16 protein-coding genes are annotated in these 17,789 nt (G+C 38.9%); 14 read left to right on the forward strand and 2 right to left on the reverse strand.

Going from position 1 to position 17,789, the window contains the following annotated elements:
• Positions 1-34 precede the first annotated feature (34 nt).
• The 8 genes from P1K33_RS13965 to P1K33_RS14000 all read left to right on the forward strand — a co-directional run bounded on the left by P1K33_RS13965 (position 35) and on the right by P1K33_RS14000 (position 8,391).
• A complete protein-coding gene (locus P1K33_RS13965) occupies positions 35-817 on the forward strand; it encodes a TrmH family RNA methyltransferase (protein ID WP_284653609.1) in 783 nt (260 codons plus the stop codon).
• Between the two features lie 60 nt (positions 818-877).
• Positions 878-2,446 (forward strand): serine hydrolase, encoded by a 1,569-nt coding sequence (locus P1K33_RS13970; protein WP_284653610.1) that lies wholly within the window; start codon positions 878-880, stop codon positions 2,444-2,446.
• A gap of 75 nt (positions 2,447-2,521) precedes the next feature.
• On the forward strand, positions 2,522-4,741 hold the full coding sequence (locus P1K33_RS13975; protein ID WP_284653653.1) for a RelA/SpoT family protein: 2,220 nt from the start codon (positions 2,522-2,524) through the stop codon (positions 4,739-4,741).
• A 9-nt stretch (positions 4,742-4,750) separates the two neighbouring features.
• Complete coding sequence (locus P1K33_RS13980; protein WP_284653611.1) at positions 4,751-5,209, forward strand: YdeI/OmpD-associated family protein; 459 nt, start codon at positions 4,751-4,753, stop codon at positions 5,207-5,209.
• 82 nt (positions 5,210-5,291) lie between these two features.
• Positions 5,292-5,744, forward strand: coding sequence for a Fur family transcriptional regulator (locus tag P1K33_RS13985; protein WP_284653612.1), 453 nt, complete (start codon positions 5,292-5,294; stop codon positions 5,742-5,744).
• 12 nt (positions 5,745-5,756) lie between these two features.
• Complete coding sequence (locus P1K33_RS13990; protein ID WP_284653613.1) at positions 5,757-6,362, forward strand: hypothetical protein; 606 nt, start codon at positions 5,757-5,759, stop codon at positions 6,360-6,362.
• 36 nt (positions 6,363-6,398) lie between these two features.
• Positions 6,399-7,670 (forward strand): adenylosuccinate synthase, encoded by a 1,272-nt coding sequence (locus P1K33_RS13995; protein ID WP_284653614.1) that lies wholly within the window; start codon positions 6,399-6,401, stop codon positions 7,668-7,670.
• Between the two features lie 121 nt (positions 7,671-7,791).
• Positions 7,792-8,391: a YIP1 family protein gene (locus P1K33_RS14000; RefSeq protein WP_284653615.1), complete on the forward strand. Its 600-nt coding sequence runs from the start codon at positions 7,792-7,794 to the stop codon at positions 8,389-8,391.
• A 190-nt stretch (positions 8,392-8,581) separates the two neighbouring features.
• Here P1K33_RS14000 and P1K33_RS14005 read toward each other — a convergent pair whose 3' ends face one another.
• Positions 8,582-9,769 (reverse strand): PAS domain-containing sensor histidine kinase, encoded by a 1,188-nt coding sequence (locus tag P1K33_RS14005; protein ID WP_284653616.1) that lies wholly within the window; start codon positions 9,767-9,769, stop codon positions 8,582-8,584.
• A 392-nt stretch (positions 9,770-10,161) separates the two neighbouring features.
• Here P1K33_RS14005 and P1K33_RS14010 point away from each other — a divergent pair, with 392 nt between their 5' ends.
• From P1K33_RS14010 to P1K33_RS14025, 4 genes are all read left to right on the forward strand, one after another.
• Positions 10,162-11,145, forward strand: coding sequence for a manganese catalase family protein (locus tag P1K33_RS14010; protein WP_284653617.1), 984 nt, complete (start codon positions 10,162-10,164; stop codon positions 11,143-11,145).
• A gap of 263 nt (positions 11,146-11,408) precedes the next feature.
• Positions 11,409-11,774: a nuclear transport factor 2 family protein gene (locus P1K33_RS14015; protein WP_284653618.1), complete on the forward strand. Its 366-nt coding sequence runs from the start codon at positions 11,409-11,411 to the stop codon at positions 11,772-11,774.
• Positions 11,775-11,793: 19 nt separating this feature from the next.
• A complete protein-coding gene (locus P1K33_RS14020; protein WP_284653619.1) occupies positions 11,794-12,318 on the forward strand; it encodes a DinB family protein in 525 nt (174 codons plus the stop codon).
• A 72-nt stretch (positions 12,319-12,390) separates the two neighbouring features.
• Positions 12,391-12,918, forward strand: coding sequence for a hypothetical protein (locus tag P1K33_RS14025; protein WP_284653620.1), 528 nt, complete (start codon positions 12,391-12,393; stop codon positions 12,916-12,918).
• A gap of 54 nt (positions 12,919-12,972) precedes the next feature.
• On the opposite strand, the gene P1K33_RS14030 is transcribed toward P1K33_RS14025, so the two are convergent.
• Positions 12,973-14,853: an alpha-amylase family protein gene (locus P1K33_RS14030; protein WP_372508259.1), complete on the reverse strand. Its 1,881-nt coding sequence runs from the start codon at positions 14,851-14,853 to the stop codon at positions 12,973-12,975.
• A gap of 235 nt (positions 14,854-15,088) precedes the next feature.
• On the opposite strand from P1K33_RS14030, the gene P1K33_RS14035 reads away from it, so the two are divergent.
• Both P1K33_RS14035 and P1K33_RS14040 read left to right on the forward strand, forming a co-directional pair.
• The gene (locus tag P1K33_RS14035; RefSeq protein WP_284653621.1) at positions 15,089-17,023 is read left to right on the forward strand and encodes a tetratricopeptide repeat-containing sensor histidine kinase; all 1,935 of its coding nucleotides are present in this window, start codon (positions 15,089-15,091) and stop codon (positions 17,021-17,023) included.
• The gene (locus P1K33_RS14040; protein ID WP_284653622.1) at positions 17,024-17,785 is read left to right on the forward strand and encodes a LytR/AlgR family response regulator transcription factor; all 762 of its coding nucleotides are present in this window, start codon (positions 17,024-17,026) and stop codon (positions 17,783-17,785) included.
• Positions 17,786-17,789: the final 4 nt, after the last annotated feature.

Genomic DNA, 17,789 nt, shown 5'->3' on the forward strand with positions numbered 1-17,789 from the left:
TTTTGTCCTGTTAATTTAGGATTACAACTCCATAATGAAACAAATCACAAGCGCTCAAAATCCTTTTATCAAATCTTTGGTTCTGTTACAGGAAAAAGCCAAAGCCAGAAAACAATCGGGGACTTTTTTAATTGAAGGGCTGCGCGAAATTGAATTGGCTATCAAAGGAAACTACGAATTGGAGACCATTCTTTTTCTTCCTGAACTAATTTCCGAAACACAAATCAAAAAATTCAAGGATTCAGAAGTAATCGAAATATCGAAAGAAGTTTATCAAAAGCTGGCTTATCGTGATACGACAGAAGGGATTTTGGCTGTAGCCAAAATCAAAGCCTTAGCGCTTTCTGATTTAAAACTTCCGAAAAACCCATTGATTGTGGTCATGGAAGCCATTGAAAAACCAGGCAATATCGGTGCTATGCTGCGCACTTGTGACGCCGCCAAGGTAGATGCCGTTATCATTGCCAATCCAAAAACCGATTTATACAATCCGAATATTGTCCGCTCGAGTGTTGGCTGTTTGTTTACCAATCAAATAGCATCCGCATCCACCGAAGAAGTAATTACGTATTTAGTAAAAAACAATATCCATTTTTACAGCGCAACGCTGCAAAATTCAACAGCATACCATACCCAAAACTATACCTTACCTACCGCATTGGTCGTTGGCACGGAAGCCACAGGACTATCTCAACTTTGGCGTGACAAAGCCACTCAAAACATCATTATCCCGATGCAGGGTGAAATCGACAGCATGAATGTTTCGGTTGCTACTGCGATATTGATTTTTGAAGCCAAAAGACAAAGAGGGTTTTAAAATAACCCGAGCGCGAAGTGCGAATTGTATGGAGCGTAGCGGAATAAAAATTTTAAATTTATGACACAAGCGTTAGGGAATGGATGCAGCAAATTGAGGTTATCGTTGCTGGTGGTATTGGTAAGCTTTACTATTAATGCCCAAATTACAGAAAAAGAAGTCGATGTTTTGGTTGAGAACACACTCAAAACCTTTAACGTTCCGGGGATTGCCGTAGGAATTGTCAAGGACGGAAAACTGGTTTTTGCCAAAGGTTATGGTGTAGCCAATATTAAAACCCAACAAAAAGTGGATGCCAATACTTTGTTTGGCATTGCCTCCAACAGTAAAGCTTTTACTGCTTCAGCATTGGCTATTCTGGTTGATGAAGGGAAAATAAATTGGGATGATAAGGTCAAAAAATACCTTCCCGAATTCAAAATGTACAATGACTATGTGACCAATGAATTCACTATTCGTGATTTATTAACCCACAAAAGCGGACTCGGATTAGGCGCCGGTGATTTGATGATTTGGCCCGATGGACATGACTTTACACCTAAAGATATTGTCAAAAACATCCAATATTTAAAACCGGTTTCGGGTTTCAGAACCAAATACGATTATGACAATTTACTGTATGTGATTGCCGGTGAAGTCATAGAGAAAGTCTCTGGAAAATCTTGGTGTGATTTTGTCGAAGAGCGCCTGATGAAACCCATCGGTATGAATAAAAGTGCGGCCTCATGGAAAAGATTAAAAGATACGACCAACACTATTGTTCCGCATGTTCCAACCAACGGAAAACTCGAAATTGTGCCAAGATATACCAATCATATTTTTGATGCCGCCGCCGGTTTATATGCTTCAGTAAATGATTTAAGCCAGTGGCTGATCGTGCAGATGAACAAAGGAAAATATGGCAACAATCAACAGCTTTTCAGTGAATCCCAATGGAGAGAAATGTGGACACCGCAAACCATCTTACCATTACCGAAGCCTTATCCCTATTCCTCCAATTTCAGGAACTATGGTTTGGGATGGCGATTGGAAGACATCAACGGGCATCTTCAGGTATCACACACCGGTGGTTTAGATGGTATCGTGACACAAACCATCATGATTCCCGATGTGCAACTGGGCATTATTGTTTTAACCAATCAGCAAAACGGAACCGCGTTTAATGTCATCTCAAATACCATCAAAGATAGTTATCTGGGCTTACCTAAATTTGATCATTTGGCTTATTTCGGTGAAGAAAGAAGACTAAAAGAGGACAATGCTGATATGGTAACCGAGGAAGTGTGGAAAAAAGTAACTCAGAACGGGGCAGCCAAAATCAAAATTGACACTAAAAAATATACCGGAACCTATAACGACAACTGGTTTGGAGAAGTAACCATTTTTGAAAAGAAAGGCAAATTGTATTTTGCTTCCAAGCGATCCAAACGATTGATTGGTGAGATTTTCTTTTACAAAGACCAGAATTTTGTGGTCAAATGGAACGTCAGAAGCTTTAATGCCGATTCGCATATTTTCTTTGATTTGGATGCCAACGGAAACGTCAATCACTTTACCATGAAAGCCATTTCGCCGCTGACAGATTTTAGTTATGACTTCCATGATTTGGATTTCAGCAGGCTAAATTAAAAGAGAAAAACGCTACCATAATGATTTGCACATCTCATTAGTTATTCCTAATTTTAAGGATTGAATGAACATGCTATGATTGAAATTGATTTAGAAGAAGAAAAAAAAGCTATTGCCCGAGAATACAAAGAATTACTTCGCATAAGTTACCAAACGCTAACAGACTCAGACAAGAAATTGATTCGTAAAGCCTTTGATGTGGCTGTTGATGCACACAAAGACCAACGCAGAAAATCAGGTGAAGCGTATATATTCCATCCTATTGGTGTGGCCAAAATAGTCGCTTCCGAAATTGGTTTGGGTGCTACAAGCATCGCTGCTGCCCTAATGCACGATGTGGTTGAAGATACCGACGTCACTTTGGAAGAAATCGAAAAAATGTTCAATCCGAAGATTGCGCATTTGGTAGAAGGTTTGACCAAAATTTCCCAGGTAAAAAAAGACATGAACATCTCAATGCAGGCGGAAAATTTCCGCAAAATGCTATTGACCCTGAACGATGATGTTCGCGTAATTTTAATCAAAATTGCCGACCGTTTGCACAACATGCAAACCATGGATTCGATGCCTGATTACAAACAGGTAAAAATTGCTTCGGAAACTTTATACATTTATGCGCCACTCGCCCATCGTTTGGGATTGTACAATATCAAAACCAAGCTTGAAGATTTAGGGTTGAAATATACCGAGCCCGATGTTTACGGCGATATTGTCAGCAAAATAAAAGAAACCAAGGAAGAACAAGATGCCTACATCAAAACCATTTCTGATGTCTTAAAAAAATCATTGGACGAAGAAGGTGTGGAATACACGATGAAAGGCCGACCAAAATCCATCTACTCCATCCGCAGAAAAATGGCAGCTCAGAATGTTACTTTTGACGAAGTATACGACAAGTTCGCCCTCCGCATTATATACAAATCCAATTTACATGACGAGAAATTTCTCGCCTGGAAAATCTATTCCATTGTTACCGATCATTATCGCCCGAGTCCGAGTCGTTTGCGCGACTGGATTTCGTCACCAAAATCAACCGGTTATGAAGCCTTGCACATTACCGTGATGGGACCAAAAGGTCGTTGGGTGGAAATTCAGGTACGAAGCGAACGCATGGATGAAATCGCCGAAAAAGGATACGCAGCGCATTACAAATACAAACAAGGCGCCACTGAAGAAAGCGGTTTGGACACCTGGCTCAACTTGTTGAAGGAAGCCTTGGAAAGTTCGGAAACCAATGCGGTCGACTTTGTGGAAGATTTCAAAATGAATCTGTATGCGAAGGAAATCTTCGTCTTTACGCCCAAAGGAGAAATCAAATCCTTACCCAAAGGTGCAACTTCGCTCGACTTTGCCTTTAGCATTCACTCCGAAATCGGAATCAAAACCCGCGGAACGCGTGTCAACGGAAAGTTAGTGCCACTGAACCACGAATTGAAAAGCGGTGACCAAATTGAAGTGATTACCTCTGTTCATCAGAAACCAACTATCAACTGGTTTGATTATGTGACGACTTCGAGAGCCAAAAATAAAATCAGGAACGTACTCAACGAAGACACCAAGAAAATTGCCGAAGACGGAAAAGAACTGTTGACCCGAAAAATGAAACATTTGAAGATTACTTTGAATGAACAGGTAGTCAATGAATTGGTGAATTTCTTCAGGCTCAAAACCAGTCTCGATTTGTTTTACCGTGCCGGAATCGGGTCGATTGAAAACCAACAACTAAAAGATTTCGCCGCACAGAAAAGCAACACTTTGATGAATTTCTTTAAGAATAAAATCAAGCGTTCGCCAAGTTCAATGCCGGAAGACATCAACAAACAAGAGCTGAGCAAAAATTTTGACATGCTTGTTTTTGGCACCGAACAGGACAAATTGGATTATAAATTGTCTTCTTGCTGTAACCCAATTCCGGGTGACGACGTATTCGGATTCATTACCATCAACGAAGGCATTAAAGTACACAAAAGAGATTGTCCCAATGCCATCACACTGCAGTCCAATTACGCTTACCGTATCATGCAGGCCAAATGGATTGACTCTTCCCAACAGGAATTCAAAGCCATTCTGAAAATTACCGGTATGGACAGTTTAGGTTTGACCAATGAATTGACCAAAGTAATTTCGAATAACATGCACGTTAACATTCAGAGTATTTCCCTCAGCGGTGAAGCCGGAATTTTTAACGGACAGGTTGCCGTAATTGTACAGAATAATAACATTTTGAAAAAACTCATCGACAATATCAAAAAGATTGATGGTGTAGATAAAGTAACACGGGTTTATACGAATTAGTTTTAGATAATGGATCAGCCTATCTTTGATGATTATTGCGTTTTGGAAAAACCGGAAACCAAAGGCAGCTGGACCTTTATCACGATGCCTGTCATGACGCATCTTCCGAAAAAAAAGAACAGCACGGTGCGCGTCCGCGGTTTTATTGACGACTACGAACTAAAGGATTTTCATATTTGGGCAATGAAAAAAGGCACCTTCCTTGCAGTAAAGGCCGAAATCAGGAAAGCCATCAAAAAAGAACAGGGCGATACCGTAAAATTAGTCTTATTCCTTGATGAACCACAGATGGTAATCCCGGAAGATTTCCTTGTTTGCCTTCGTGAAGAACCGAAGCTGCTGCAACGGTTCGAGGCTTATCCGGAAAAACTGAAAAAAGAAATCACTGACTGGATTTTCTCCGCCAAAACCGAAGACGAGAAAATCACCCGAATTGCCAAAACGATGGACAAACTCGAAAAACAGTGAAACCACTTAGTAACTCAGTAGCTTAACTACTTTACTACGCTAAAAACTTTGAAACCTTAAACAAAAAAATTACCTTTGTCCCATGACATTAATTGCATCCGATAATACTAAAAATCAAGAGATCGTAAAAAACGTTTTTACGATATATCTGGAAAACAAAGGACATCGCAAAACGCCTGAGCGTTACGCAATTCTTCAGGAAATTTACGATAGTGAAGAACATTTTGATATCGAGAATTTGTATATCAAGATGAAAAACAAAAACTATCGCGTATCTCGTGCGACTTTATATAACACCATTGAGCTTTTGCTGGATTGTGGTTTGGTTCGCAAACATCAATTTGGGCAAAACCAGGCACATTACGAGAAATCGTATTTCGATAAACAGCACGATCACATTATCATGACCGATACCGGTGAAGTGATAGAATTTTGTGACCCGAGAATACAAACCATCAAACAAACCATCGAAGAAATTTTTGGGATTAATATCCACAATCATTCTTTGTATTTCTATGCCAATAAAAAAGAATAGAAAATAGCCACTATGCAATTACACAAACGCCTTTTATTTTTATTCTTAATTATTTTATTTTTTTCCGCAAACTGCCATGCGCAGTTACTCCCTGATGAACCTATTAGATTTCACAAGGATTACAGCGAAAACGGATTGGTTTTCGGAAGCATAACATTTCCTGAAGCTAAAATGCAATTTGATGGATATGTGCTTTGGATAAAACGTTTGAAGGATGGAAAGTGGAAAAGCTTTGGTAAAATATACCTCCAACCACAGCCGTTCAAAACAAAGCATAATGGTGAAATTGACGAAGGTCGCACCTATCTTTTTGCATTCGAAAAACCACCCGGGCAATATGACATTCCAATGCTTAGGCTCGTCGCTCTGGGAGTTTTGTATGATGGAATGGATAACGATTTAACGGGATTTTCCATTCCTTTTGAAGTAAAAAAAGGAGAAATAACATACATTGGCAATATTAATATCAATGAATATGCAACAAAGAGTGAACCGATAATAACGCTTGAAGATAAGTTTATAAAGGATAAAAATTCCCTGAAGTATCTTCAAAAAATGGTAAACTGGGAAGCAGCTGTAAAATCTAAATTAGAACTCATCGTAACTGGTGGCCAATAAAACAACAACTACAACAATACAATTAAATACAACACAATGACTGTAGACTTACTACTCGGATTACAATGGGGCGACGAAGGAAAAGGAAAAATAGTTGACGTACTTACCTCAAAATACGACATTATTGCTCGTTTTCAGGGCGGACCAAACGCCGGACACACTTTAGAATTTGATGGCATCAAACACGTTTTGAGAACTATTCCATCCGGGATTTTTCACAGCAATAACATTAACATTATCGGGAACGGTGTCGTAATTGACCCGGTAGTTTTCAAAAGTGAAATCGATGGCCTGGCGAAATTCAACCTCGATTTAAAATCAAAACTCATCATTTCGCGCAAAGCGCATTTAATCTTGCCAACACACCGTTTGCTGGATGCAGCTTCTGAAGCGGCCAAAGGCAAAGCCAAAATTGGTTCGACCTTAAAAGGAATTGGCCCAACGTATATGGACAAAACCGGTCGTAACGGATTGCGTGTAGGCGATATCGAATTGGCTGATTTCAAGGAAAGATATAGAGCTTTGGCTGACAAACATGAAGCCATGATTGCTTTCTATGATGTAGCTATCCAATACAATTTACCGGAACTGGAAAAAGAATTCTTTGAAGCAATTCAGGATTTGCAAAAATTAAACTTTATCGACAGCGAAGAATATTTGGCACAAGCCCAAAAAGCAGGTAAATCTATTCTTTGTGAAGGCGCTCAGGGTTCGTTACTCGATGTGGACTTCGGGACGTATCCTTTTGTCACTTCTTCCAATACTACCGCTGCCGGAGCTTGTACCGGACTTGGTATTGCACCTAACAAAATCAAGGAAGTATATGGGATTTTCAAAGCTTACACCACGCGTGTAGGTTCGGGACCATTCCCTACGGAAGATTTTGGTGAAGATGGTGATGTGATGGCAAAAGTAGGAAACGAATTTGGCTCAGTAACCGGAAGAAAAAGACGTTGCGGCTGGTTGGATTTAGTAGCCTTGAAATATGCGATCCAAATCAACGGCGTAACCCAATTGATGATGATGAAAGGCGATGTGCTTTCGGGCTTTGATACCTTGAAAGTGGCTACCGCTTACAACTACAAAGGCGAAGTGATTCACCATTTGCCTTATAATATCGAAGAAGAAAACGTAACGCCAATTTACACCGAATTCAAAGGTTGGGCACAGGATTTAACCGGTTTGACTACTTTTGATAGCTTACCGGCAGAATTAAAAGCCTATATCGAATTCATAGAAAAAGAAGTCGAAGTACCAATCAAGATTGTTTCGGTTGGACCAGATAGGAAACAGACGATTACGAGATAATATAGAAACCCTTTCAGTGATGAGAGGGTTTTTTAATTTTAACAATTTCCTTTTTTGTGCTATTTTATATTACATTAGCTTCTGTGAAAATACAATTCAATATCAATCAAAAAATAAGTGCATGTTACAAAAATTGATTTTACATCCTCGGGATTTTTTTAGCGATTTTTCTTCAGTAAAAAATCAAAATCATATTATCATTTTATTGATGCTGGCTGGTATTGAACGCTCATTTGACCGAGCCATGGTTAAGAATCTTGGCGATAAATGGGAGCTTGGAAGCGTAATTTTATTTTCGGTAATTATGGGAGCCTTGCTTGGATGGCTGTCATTTTATATATATGCCGCTTTAGTGAGTTGGACCAGTGGCTGGATTAACAGTAAAATTTCGACTAAAAATGTTGTTGAAATTATAGCCTATGCTTCAGTTCCTTTGATTACTTCGCTCGTTGTGTTGTTATTCCAAATCATAATTTTTGAAAATCAAATGTTTCAGTCATCCATATTTATAGTCGATTATTCATTTGAGTATTTTGCTTTTTACATTTCATTGGCGTTACAAATCCTGCTTAGTGTTTACAGTCTTATCATGTTTATCATCGGATTGTCTGTGATTCAAAAAATTTCGATGGCAAAAGCGACATTAAATGTATTTCTGCCTTTGCTATTCTTTTTGACGATAGCTGCTGTCATAATCGGGATTGTTGAAGTTCTAAAATAGTGATTTAAAAAGGGCATCGAAGGCTATTTAAATATTTACAAGTTTATAGAACAGTAACTTTAAAACATAATAATTTAAAACCCGATGGCGCGGATTTGCAATCCGTGCTTTTCGTACCCCCAAAACCCCTCAAAAAACCAACTTTCCAGCATTTCCAAACTTTAAAACGAGCTTCGAGGCAAAACCAAGTTTATCTACTGTCATCAGTCTTGACTTCACCAAAAACATCCATTTTATCTGCAGGCTTATTGAGAGGTAAGGTAAAATAAAAGGAAGAGCCTTTTCCTTCGGTACTTTCCACCCATATGTGGCCTCCGTTTTTTTCGAGGAAACCTTTTACCAGTAACAGGCCGATACCCATTCCCTGCTTTTCTTCTACCGCCCTGGAGAGCGATTTTACCTGTGGGGTGAATAGTGTATCCTGTGTTTCTTTTGACATTCCGGTGCCGGTGTCCTTTATTTCCACAATCATCATTCCGTAACCTTTTTTAGCCGATAAAGTGATTTGTCCGCCTTTATGTGAATGTTTTATGGCATTGGAAACTATATTCTGGATAATGGAAATCAGCATTTTCTCATCGGCAAACACTTTATTGTGTTCTTCAATTTGATTGTGCAAATGTATCATGTTGATGGCCGCACTTTCTTTCAAGGATTTAAAAACCTTTTCAACATACTCTATCAGTTGGATTTCTGTCGGAGCAAAGGCCTCGGCTGCATATTTTATCCTGGCCCATTCTACCAAATAATCCAACATCTCCAGTTCATTTACGACCGCTTTCTGGAATTCCTGCAGCAACTCTTTGACAAAAGGAGTTTCCATGGTATCAATATTTAATTCCAAAAATTCAACACCTTGGATAATCGCTGCCAAGGGGCTTCTTAAATCATGAGACAAAATGGCCAGCACATTTTCTTTGTGTGCATTAAGTTCTTCGAGTTCTTTGGCATACTTCTTAACAGCATCTTCTGCTGCTTTTTTGGCCGTGATATCCCGCAATATTTTTACAAACCCTATGGTCTCGTTTTTGTTGTCCTTCAACGGAAATACTAAACCATCCGCATAAAATGTTGTTCCGTCTTTGCAGACATGCCATCTTACATCCTTAGATCGCCCCTTTTTTGAAGCTGTTTCAATTTCTTTTTTGGGTATGTCCTTTTCTTTATCTTCCTCTGTAAAAATGGTTTCAAAAGGCTTTCCTATAATATCATCTGTTTCATATTGAAATATTTGTGTAGCACCGGAATTCCAACTGTTAATATTTAACTTAGTATCCACTGTAAAAATGGAGTAATCCTGTAAACTGTCTATTACTTGGCTGTAAAATTCAGCACTCGGTACATATTGTTCTTTAAGTATTTTATCTGTTTTCTGCATTTCCCCTATTTTTTTTATAATAACCCGATTGGATTTATGCATAAAATCCACAAGGCAAATTTATAGCTATCAGCAGTTTAACTGTTGTATAACTATTTTTATATGTTGTAAAATTACTTTTAAGGTTAATTAGGAATTAGACTCAACCTGCATTCAAAAACAACTGCGAATACTGGTTTACATCGATGACTAAGTCTTGGAGCTATTTGACAATCAACCTGTGCTTTAACCAAAACTTTTATTTATTTTTCTATTAGACCGAAAGTAGGAATCATATAAATCTTGACCACAATTATATCACACTCCCCTTGATGAAACGCAATACTTTTGTGATATAACCATTGGGTGATAAACTTTTTACATGTTGCTCAAGCTCTAAAAAATATATAATTATGTTCCATCATGTAAAAGAATTACAGTTCAATGCCAGGGTTTCAAAACCCGACGTACGCTTCGCAAAATTACTCCTCGAGCAGTTTGGCGGACCCAATGGAGAACTCAAAGCAGCCATGCAATATTTTGTTCAGGCGTTTGGTTGCCGAAAAGCAAATCCGGCAGTCTATGATATGCTAATGGATATTGCCACCGAAGAATTTAGCCATCTTGAAATCGTAGGCGCCACAGTTCAAATGCTGCTCACAGGCGTCAACGGTGAATTAAAAAATGCTGCCGACGAATCTGATTTAACCTTAGTGTTGGATGGAAAAGCGGCAAAAGAAAACTACATACACGAAGCCATGATCAATCCGCAGTTCTTCTTAGTAAGCGGCGGTACGCCAACTCTAACCGATAGTGTAGGAAATCCTTGGAGTGCGACTTATATTATGGGAATGGGCGATTTAACAGCTGATCTTCGTTTGAATATTGGTGCCGAAACCAGTGCCAAAATGGTTTACGAAAACCTAATGAAATTTACCGATGATATATATGTCAAAGAATCTTTGCGCTATTTAATGACTCGAGAAGTGGCACACTTTCAGATGTTTCAAGCAGCGTTAGACAATATTCAACCCAATTTCCCGCCGGGTATTTTACAAAGTGATCCACGATACAGCAACAAATATTTCAACATGTCTAATGGCGAAGAACACTTCGGCCCTTGGAATGAAGGTAAAAGTCCGGAGATGAATGAAGAATGGAAATTTATACACAATCCGATTGAACATGTGCAACAAACCAATGGCTTACTTGATGAAAAAGCGGAAGGAACTGATAGAACAGAAAAAACCGTTCAAGAAAACAACAAAGCCTTGAGTGCAGAGCGCAAAGCAGAAATAGATAGAGCAACATTTCCTAAAAACGGTATTATGAGTTGGTCTGTTTATGAAGACCAAGCAGAAGCCAAATCAAAAGAGGGCAAAAAGGATAAATCATAATTAAGGAAAGTAAAAAATGGAAAAGACAAAATCAAACAAAGCACCTGTCCATTCCTCACAATGGACAAGATTGTTTGATGATAAATTGAAAGACATTTACCGGGCGGAATAAGCATACCCCTTTAAACAATTAACCTAACCCATTTTAAAAGAGGTTAGGTCTTTAGCAAAACCCTTTTCCCACAGAAAGGGTTTTGTTTTTTCTTTTCAGATACACTACTCTTTTGTATCTTAGTTGTTGCAATTCACTAAACCCAACCACAATGACTGAAACCGAAAAAACCCTTAGTGTAATAGAAAATTTCAACGCCGCCTTTAACCGTCACGATGCCGCCGAAGTGATGCGCTGGATGACCGAAGACTGTGTGTTTGAAAATACTGCGCCAATGCCCGATGGAACCCGTTTGGAAGGTGCAGCTGCAGTCCGTGAATACTGGAAGAAGTTTTTCATCAATAGTCCGGATGCCCATTTTGAGGCCGAAGAGATTTTCGCTACTGAAAACCGCTGTGTGGTGCGCTGGGTGTACCGCAAAATGAAAGACGGACAACCCTGGCATTTGCGAGGCGTAGATGTCTTTAAAGTAACCGATGGAAAAGTGGCGGAGAAACTCGCTTATGTCAAAGGATAAAAAAAATTAAAATCAATTTATGAACTTCAATCTAACCAATTCCATAGAAATCCTCGAACGCACACCGCAGGTTTTAAACTCACTTTTAAACGGCATCAGCCATGATTGGATACAAAACAATGAAGGAGAAAATACCTGGAGCCCATTCGATGTGATGGGACATTTGATTCACGGGGAAAAAACCGACTGGATTGTCCGCACCGAAATCATACTTTCCAATTCCGCTGCCAAGACTTTTGCGCCATTTGACCGCTTTGCCCAATTCGAAGAAAGCAAAGGGAAAACCATTTTGCAATTGCTGGAAGAGTTTGAACAGTTGCGCAAAGAGAATTTAGCAATCTTAAAATCTAAAAACATAAGCGCGGAAGATTTGCAGCAAGCCGGAATTCATCCGGTCTTTGGAACCGTGACGCTGCAGCATTTATTAGCCACTTGGGTAGCCCATGATTTAGGCCATATCGCTCAAATATGCCGGGTTATGGCAAAACAATATAAGATCGAAGTAGGTCCGTGGCGGGAATACCTTCCGATATTGGATAAATAGTATTATGAGAAACAATTTTTTCCTACATTCGCCAAAGCATTTCCCGAACTCTGTAACTTTTTAAAAAGACCTATGAACCTATTACTTTCAAGAAGAATTTTATTAACCTGTTTACTGTTTTGCTGTAGTTTTTCGTTTGCGCAAAAGAAAATTATCGTCAAATATTATGAAAACAATACCGAAGCTTCCATTGAAAATGTTCGGATTTTTTTTGTGACTAAGACAGATACCATAACGCCTAAAGTTGAGGACGGAAAAATCCGGATTTCAAGTAAAATAAAGGATAATTTTTCTGTGTTTGCCCAAATCAGTGGAAGAACAATGCTCGTTGGATCATACCGCCCGGCGACATTTAAGGAAAATGATGCCATTATTTTTGGTCGCATAACCGATTTTTCAACCATGAAACGATATTGGGAAACAAAAGAAGCATTTATTCTTGATAAGGAATATGTAATTGTAATTCCTAATTATGAAAATGTACTCGACGTCATCTATTGCTCCGTAAAAAAAGATGTGAACATCTCTCAACATTCTAATTTTACAAAATATGCTCCGTCATTCACCTTTGTACGTGATGTGATTAAAACAAAAGGCTAAACCCATAAAAGAAAAATAAGCAAAAACCCCTTTCAATCGAAAGGGGTTTTGTTTTTAATATTCCAATTTAAGAATCAGCGACTGGCTTGGTTTAACCGTTAGCTTTATCAAACCAACACCATTCTCAATCCGCATCATGTATTTTCCGCCATACAATTGTTCGGTCAAAGTATAATCGCCCGATTTAAGCATCCATTTCTTTAAGACTTCCATGGGCACCCTAAGTTGAATCGTACTCGAAGTTACCCAGGAGAAATTGGCCACCACAATTAGTTTCTCTTTGTCTGTATAACGAACATAAGAATACAATCCCGGTGCATATTGGGGTGTTTCATTTCTGTTAATCGTTTGTATTTCCTGAAACTTCCCGGTCAGCGCATCGCTTTTCAAAGTAAAGTTCAATAGGCGGGAATAAAAATCACGGAGTTCCTTTTCTTTCGGTGTTAATTTACCACCGTCAAACAAACCGCCATTCATCCAACGCTGGTGACTTGGAACGCCAACATAATCAAAAATACTGGTACGCGAACGTTTCCCAAAACCGGCATCTTCATTGCCTGCCTCGCCTACTTCCTGTCCGAAATAAATCATCGTTGGTGACGAACTTATCGTAGCCGAAACCACCATCAGTGGCTTTCCTTTTTCGGGCGTTCCCGCAAATTCGGGACTGGCCAAACGTTGTTCGTCGTGGTTGTCTAAAAAATGTAGCATATGGTGTTCGATATCGCCCATGCCTTCCTGAATTTCACTCAACGGATCCGGCATTGCATTACCCTGAATCACAGCTTTCAAATGATCATAAGTTTCCACTTTGTCATACAGGTAATCCATTTTTCCTTGCTTAATATAGTTTCGGTATTCTTTTGGATTGTAAACCTCAGCCATAAGAAAAGCATTCGGATTTTTCATTTTGATGGCAGAATTCATATAACTCCAAAACTCAACCGGTACCATTTCGGCCATATCATAACGGAAACCATCAACACCTTTTGCTATCCAATACAAGGCGATGTCATGGAATTTTTTCCAGGAGCTCGGAACGTTTTGACCTTTCCAAAACTGAAAATGGTCTTGGTAACTTTTATTTTCATAACCTGCCGGCAACTCTGGAAAATCTTTTGTCCCATCGGGTTTGATACCATAATTTACTTTTACCGTTTCATACCAATCGTTGATATCCGGTTTTGCTAAACGCGAACCATTACCGGTCCATTTCGCCGGAAACTCAGTAAACTTTCCATCACTCAATGGATTTATTTCGCCATTCAAAGGCTTATAATCGGGTGAAGTTGGCACTTCAAAAGGTGTATTTGGGATATAATAGAAATTATTATCGCGGGCATATTCAACTGAAGTATTGTCATCGGCACCAAAATCTTTTACGCCTTTCGGATTGGTCAATCCTTTATAATTACGCGCAATGTGATTCGGAACTATATCGATAATCACTTTAAGTCCATTGGCATGCGTGCGCTTAATCAAGGCTTCAAATTCCTGCAAACGTTTGGCCGGATCAACCGCCAAATCTGGGTTTACATTATAATAATCTTTTACCGCATAAGGAGAACCGGCTCTACCTTTTACTACATCGGGATCATCATTGGAAATGCCATATTTGGTATAATCCCTGATGACATCGTGATGCGGTACACCGGTATACCAGATATGGGTTACCCCTAATTTTTTAATTTCCTGCAACGCTTTATCCGTAAAATCATTAAACTTTCCAACGCCATTTTCTTCAATGGTTCCCCAAGGTTTATTGGTTGTATTTTTATTTCCGAACAATCGGGTAAAGACTTGGTACACCACAGCTTTTTTGGGCTGCTCAGCAACCTCAGCTTTTTTATTCATAGTAGAAAAAGTTGTTTTTTGGGCAAAAGTCATGTTTCCGGCACAGGCTATTGCAAATAGTATTAATAGTTTTGTTTTCATATCATTTCTCTTGGTCGGTTAAAGCGGCAAGACCAGTCACAAATATAAATAAATAGCTGAATTTAGAGAACGTAAAAGCCATTTCTTTTGGAAGATTTAACAGCCAGAATAGTTGCATTTTTGCGATAATAAACCAAAACGAGCTAATAATAAGCGAAAGCCTGTGAATAAAAACCCGATGTTTTTATAGCGAAAACTTGGGTTATATTTGTTTAAGAAATCAAACAAAAGCCACTTGAAAACAATTTTAAAATTAGCGTTACTCACCTGCAGTGTTCTTTTTGGGACCAAAAGCTATTCACAAAACACGACTATCGACAGCTTGAAAAGAGTGATTCGCATAACCAAAATTGACACTTCTAAAGTAAACATTTACAACCAACTGGCATTTGAATTCAAGGAAAGCTATCCTGATTCTTCTTTATATTATGCCTTAAAGGCAAAAGGATTGTCCCGAAAAATTGGTTACCACAGTGGGTTGGCCAATGGAACTGTAAACGAAGGCAATGTTTTTATCATATCGGGAGATTATAAAAATGCCAAAAAGAGTTTTGGCAACGCCAAAGATATTTTCGAAAAACTGCTTGAAGAAGAGGAAAACAACAAAACCTTTAAAAACGGTTTGGCCAGAAGCTATGCAAGTTTAGGCGTTATTTTTTCACAGGAAAGCAATTATTATGCGGCACTTGAAAACTATCAAAAAGCCCTGCATCTTTATTTAGAGATTGACCAAAAAGGCAGTGTTTCCAAAGCGTATAACAATATTGGCGTGGTTTATAAATCCCAGGGAAACAAAGCCAAAGCTTTGGAATACTTCCATAAAGCCTTAAAAATCCAGGAGGAAATCGGTGAGCTAACCGTTCCGGTGACGCTGACCAATATTGGGGTGATTTATTTTGAGCAAAACAATCTCGCGAAAGCACTGCAATACTATAAAAAAGCCGAAAAATTATTTAAGGAATCGGACAACCTTCGCGGTTATGCCCTACTGAACAATTATTTAGGTGATTATTACAAAAAGCAAAATGATACTTCGAAAGCGATAAGCTATTACAATCAGGCACTGACGATGTATGAATCGCTGCAGAATAAGTTTGGCGCTTCATTGGCTTTATACAATTTGGGCCAATTGTATTATGACCAAAACAACTATAATGAATCGATGAAATTTACCTCTAAATCATTGGCCTATGCAAAAGAAATAGGCGTTTTAGACCAGATATTCCATTCTGAAAAGTTACTCAGCGAATTGTATGACAAACTCAACAATCCGGCGGCGTCATTGGCACACTATAAGGAATATGTTGTAGCGCGTGACAGCATTACCAATCTGGAAAACAACAAAAAGTTTGTCCAGGCGGAAATGGATTTTGAATACAAAAAACGCGAAGCGCTTTTGGCAGAACAAAGCAAAAGACAAACACAGTTCCTGGTTTTCTCGATACTTGGCGTGATATTATTGATTGGATTGATTTTCTTAATCTACAATCGAGGTCAGGTTAAAAAACGTTTGACGTTACAGAAAGAAGTCGCCGAATACGAGCAAAAAGCATTGCATTTGCAGATGAATCCGCATTTTGTCTTCAATTGCCTGGGTTCTATTTCGAGTTTTATCGTGCAAAACGGAACCGATTCTGCTTTGAAATATTTGTCCAAATTCTCAAAGCTGATGCGATTGACATTGGAGTATTCCAAAGGTTCGCTGATTCCTATAGACAAAGAAATTGAAAGCCTGCAGAATTATCTGGAATTGGAGCAGCTTCGTTTCCACAACAAATTTGATTTTGACATCCAATCGAGTGACAAAGTGGAATTTAACATGGGATTGCCACCGCTGTTGATTCAACCTTTTGTTGAAAATGCTATATTGCACGGTTTAGTGCCCAAAGAAGACAAAGGGAAAATTGACGTGATGTTTGATGTTGAAAACGGTCAGTTGGTTTGCACCATTACCGATGATGGCATTGGGATTTCCCAATCGAAAAAGATGAAGGAAAACTCGATGCAGGCACACAAATCGATGGCATTGGAGATTACCAAAAAACGCCTGGAAATCATGGAAGCTACGATTTCAAAATCGGCACAAATTGACATTCAGGAGTTAGAAGAAAACAACGAAATCACAGGGACAAAAGTAATTTTACGATTGCCGATACAATATATACAATAGATGATTACAGCAGTACTAATAGACGACGACAAACATTTACGCACCGGACTCAAAGCGCTTTTGGAGCGATATACCAATGAGATTCACATCATCAGTGAGGCTGAAAGTGTAAAAACCGGCGTGGCTTTGCTGGAGAAGATACAACCGCAGGTGATTTTCCTCGACATCCATTTATCGGATGGAACCGGATTTGACATTTTGGAACAATTGGCCCAAACCAAAGGCAAAACCACCGCGCATATTGTTTTCATCACGGCGCACGAACAATATGCGGTGAAAGCATTTAAGTTTAGCGCATTGGATTTCCTGTTGAAGCCTGTTGATCCTGAAGAATTACAAAACACGATTGCCAAAATCAAAGATGCTGTTGGTAAAAGCAACTCGTTTGAGCATATTGATTTGTTGCTGGAAAACATTAGAAAAAAGGTGGACAATTTTAAGCGGATTGCACTTTCGACCAGCGATGGCATTCATCTTTTTGAAGTTTCGGATATCATTCGCTGCGAAGCCAAAGCCAATTATACTGAGTTTTTCATCAAGAATCACAAACCGGTTTTGATTTCGAAAACACTCAAGGAATATGAAGAATTATTGACCGAACACGGATTTGAACGCATTCATCAGTCGCATTTGATCAATCTTTCCTATCTGAAATCTTATATCAAATCGGATGGCGGTTATGTGATTATGGCCGATAATACCCGAATAAGCATCGCGCAAAGCAAAAAAGAACGATTACAAGAACTGATTAAGGCACTCTAAAAAA

Source organism: Flavobacterium terrisoli (assembly GCF_030167905.1).
GTDB lineage: Bacteria > Bacteroidota > Bacteroidia > Flavobacteriales > Flavobacteriaceae > Flavobacterium > Flavobacterium terrisoli.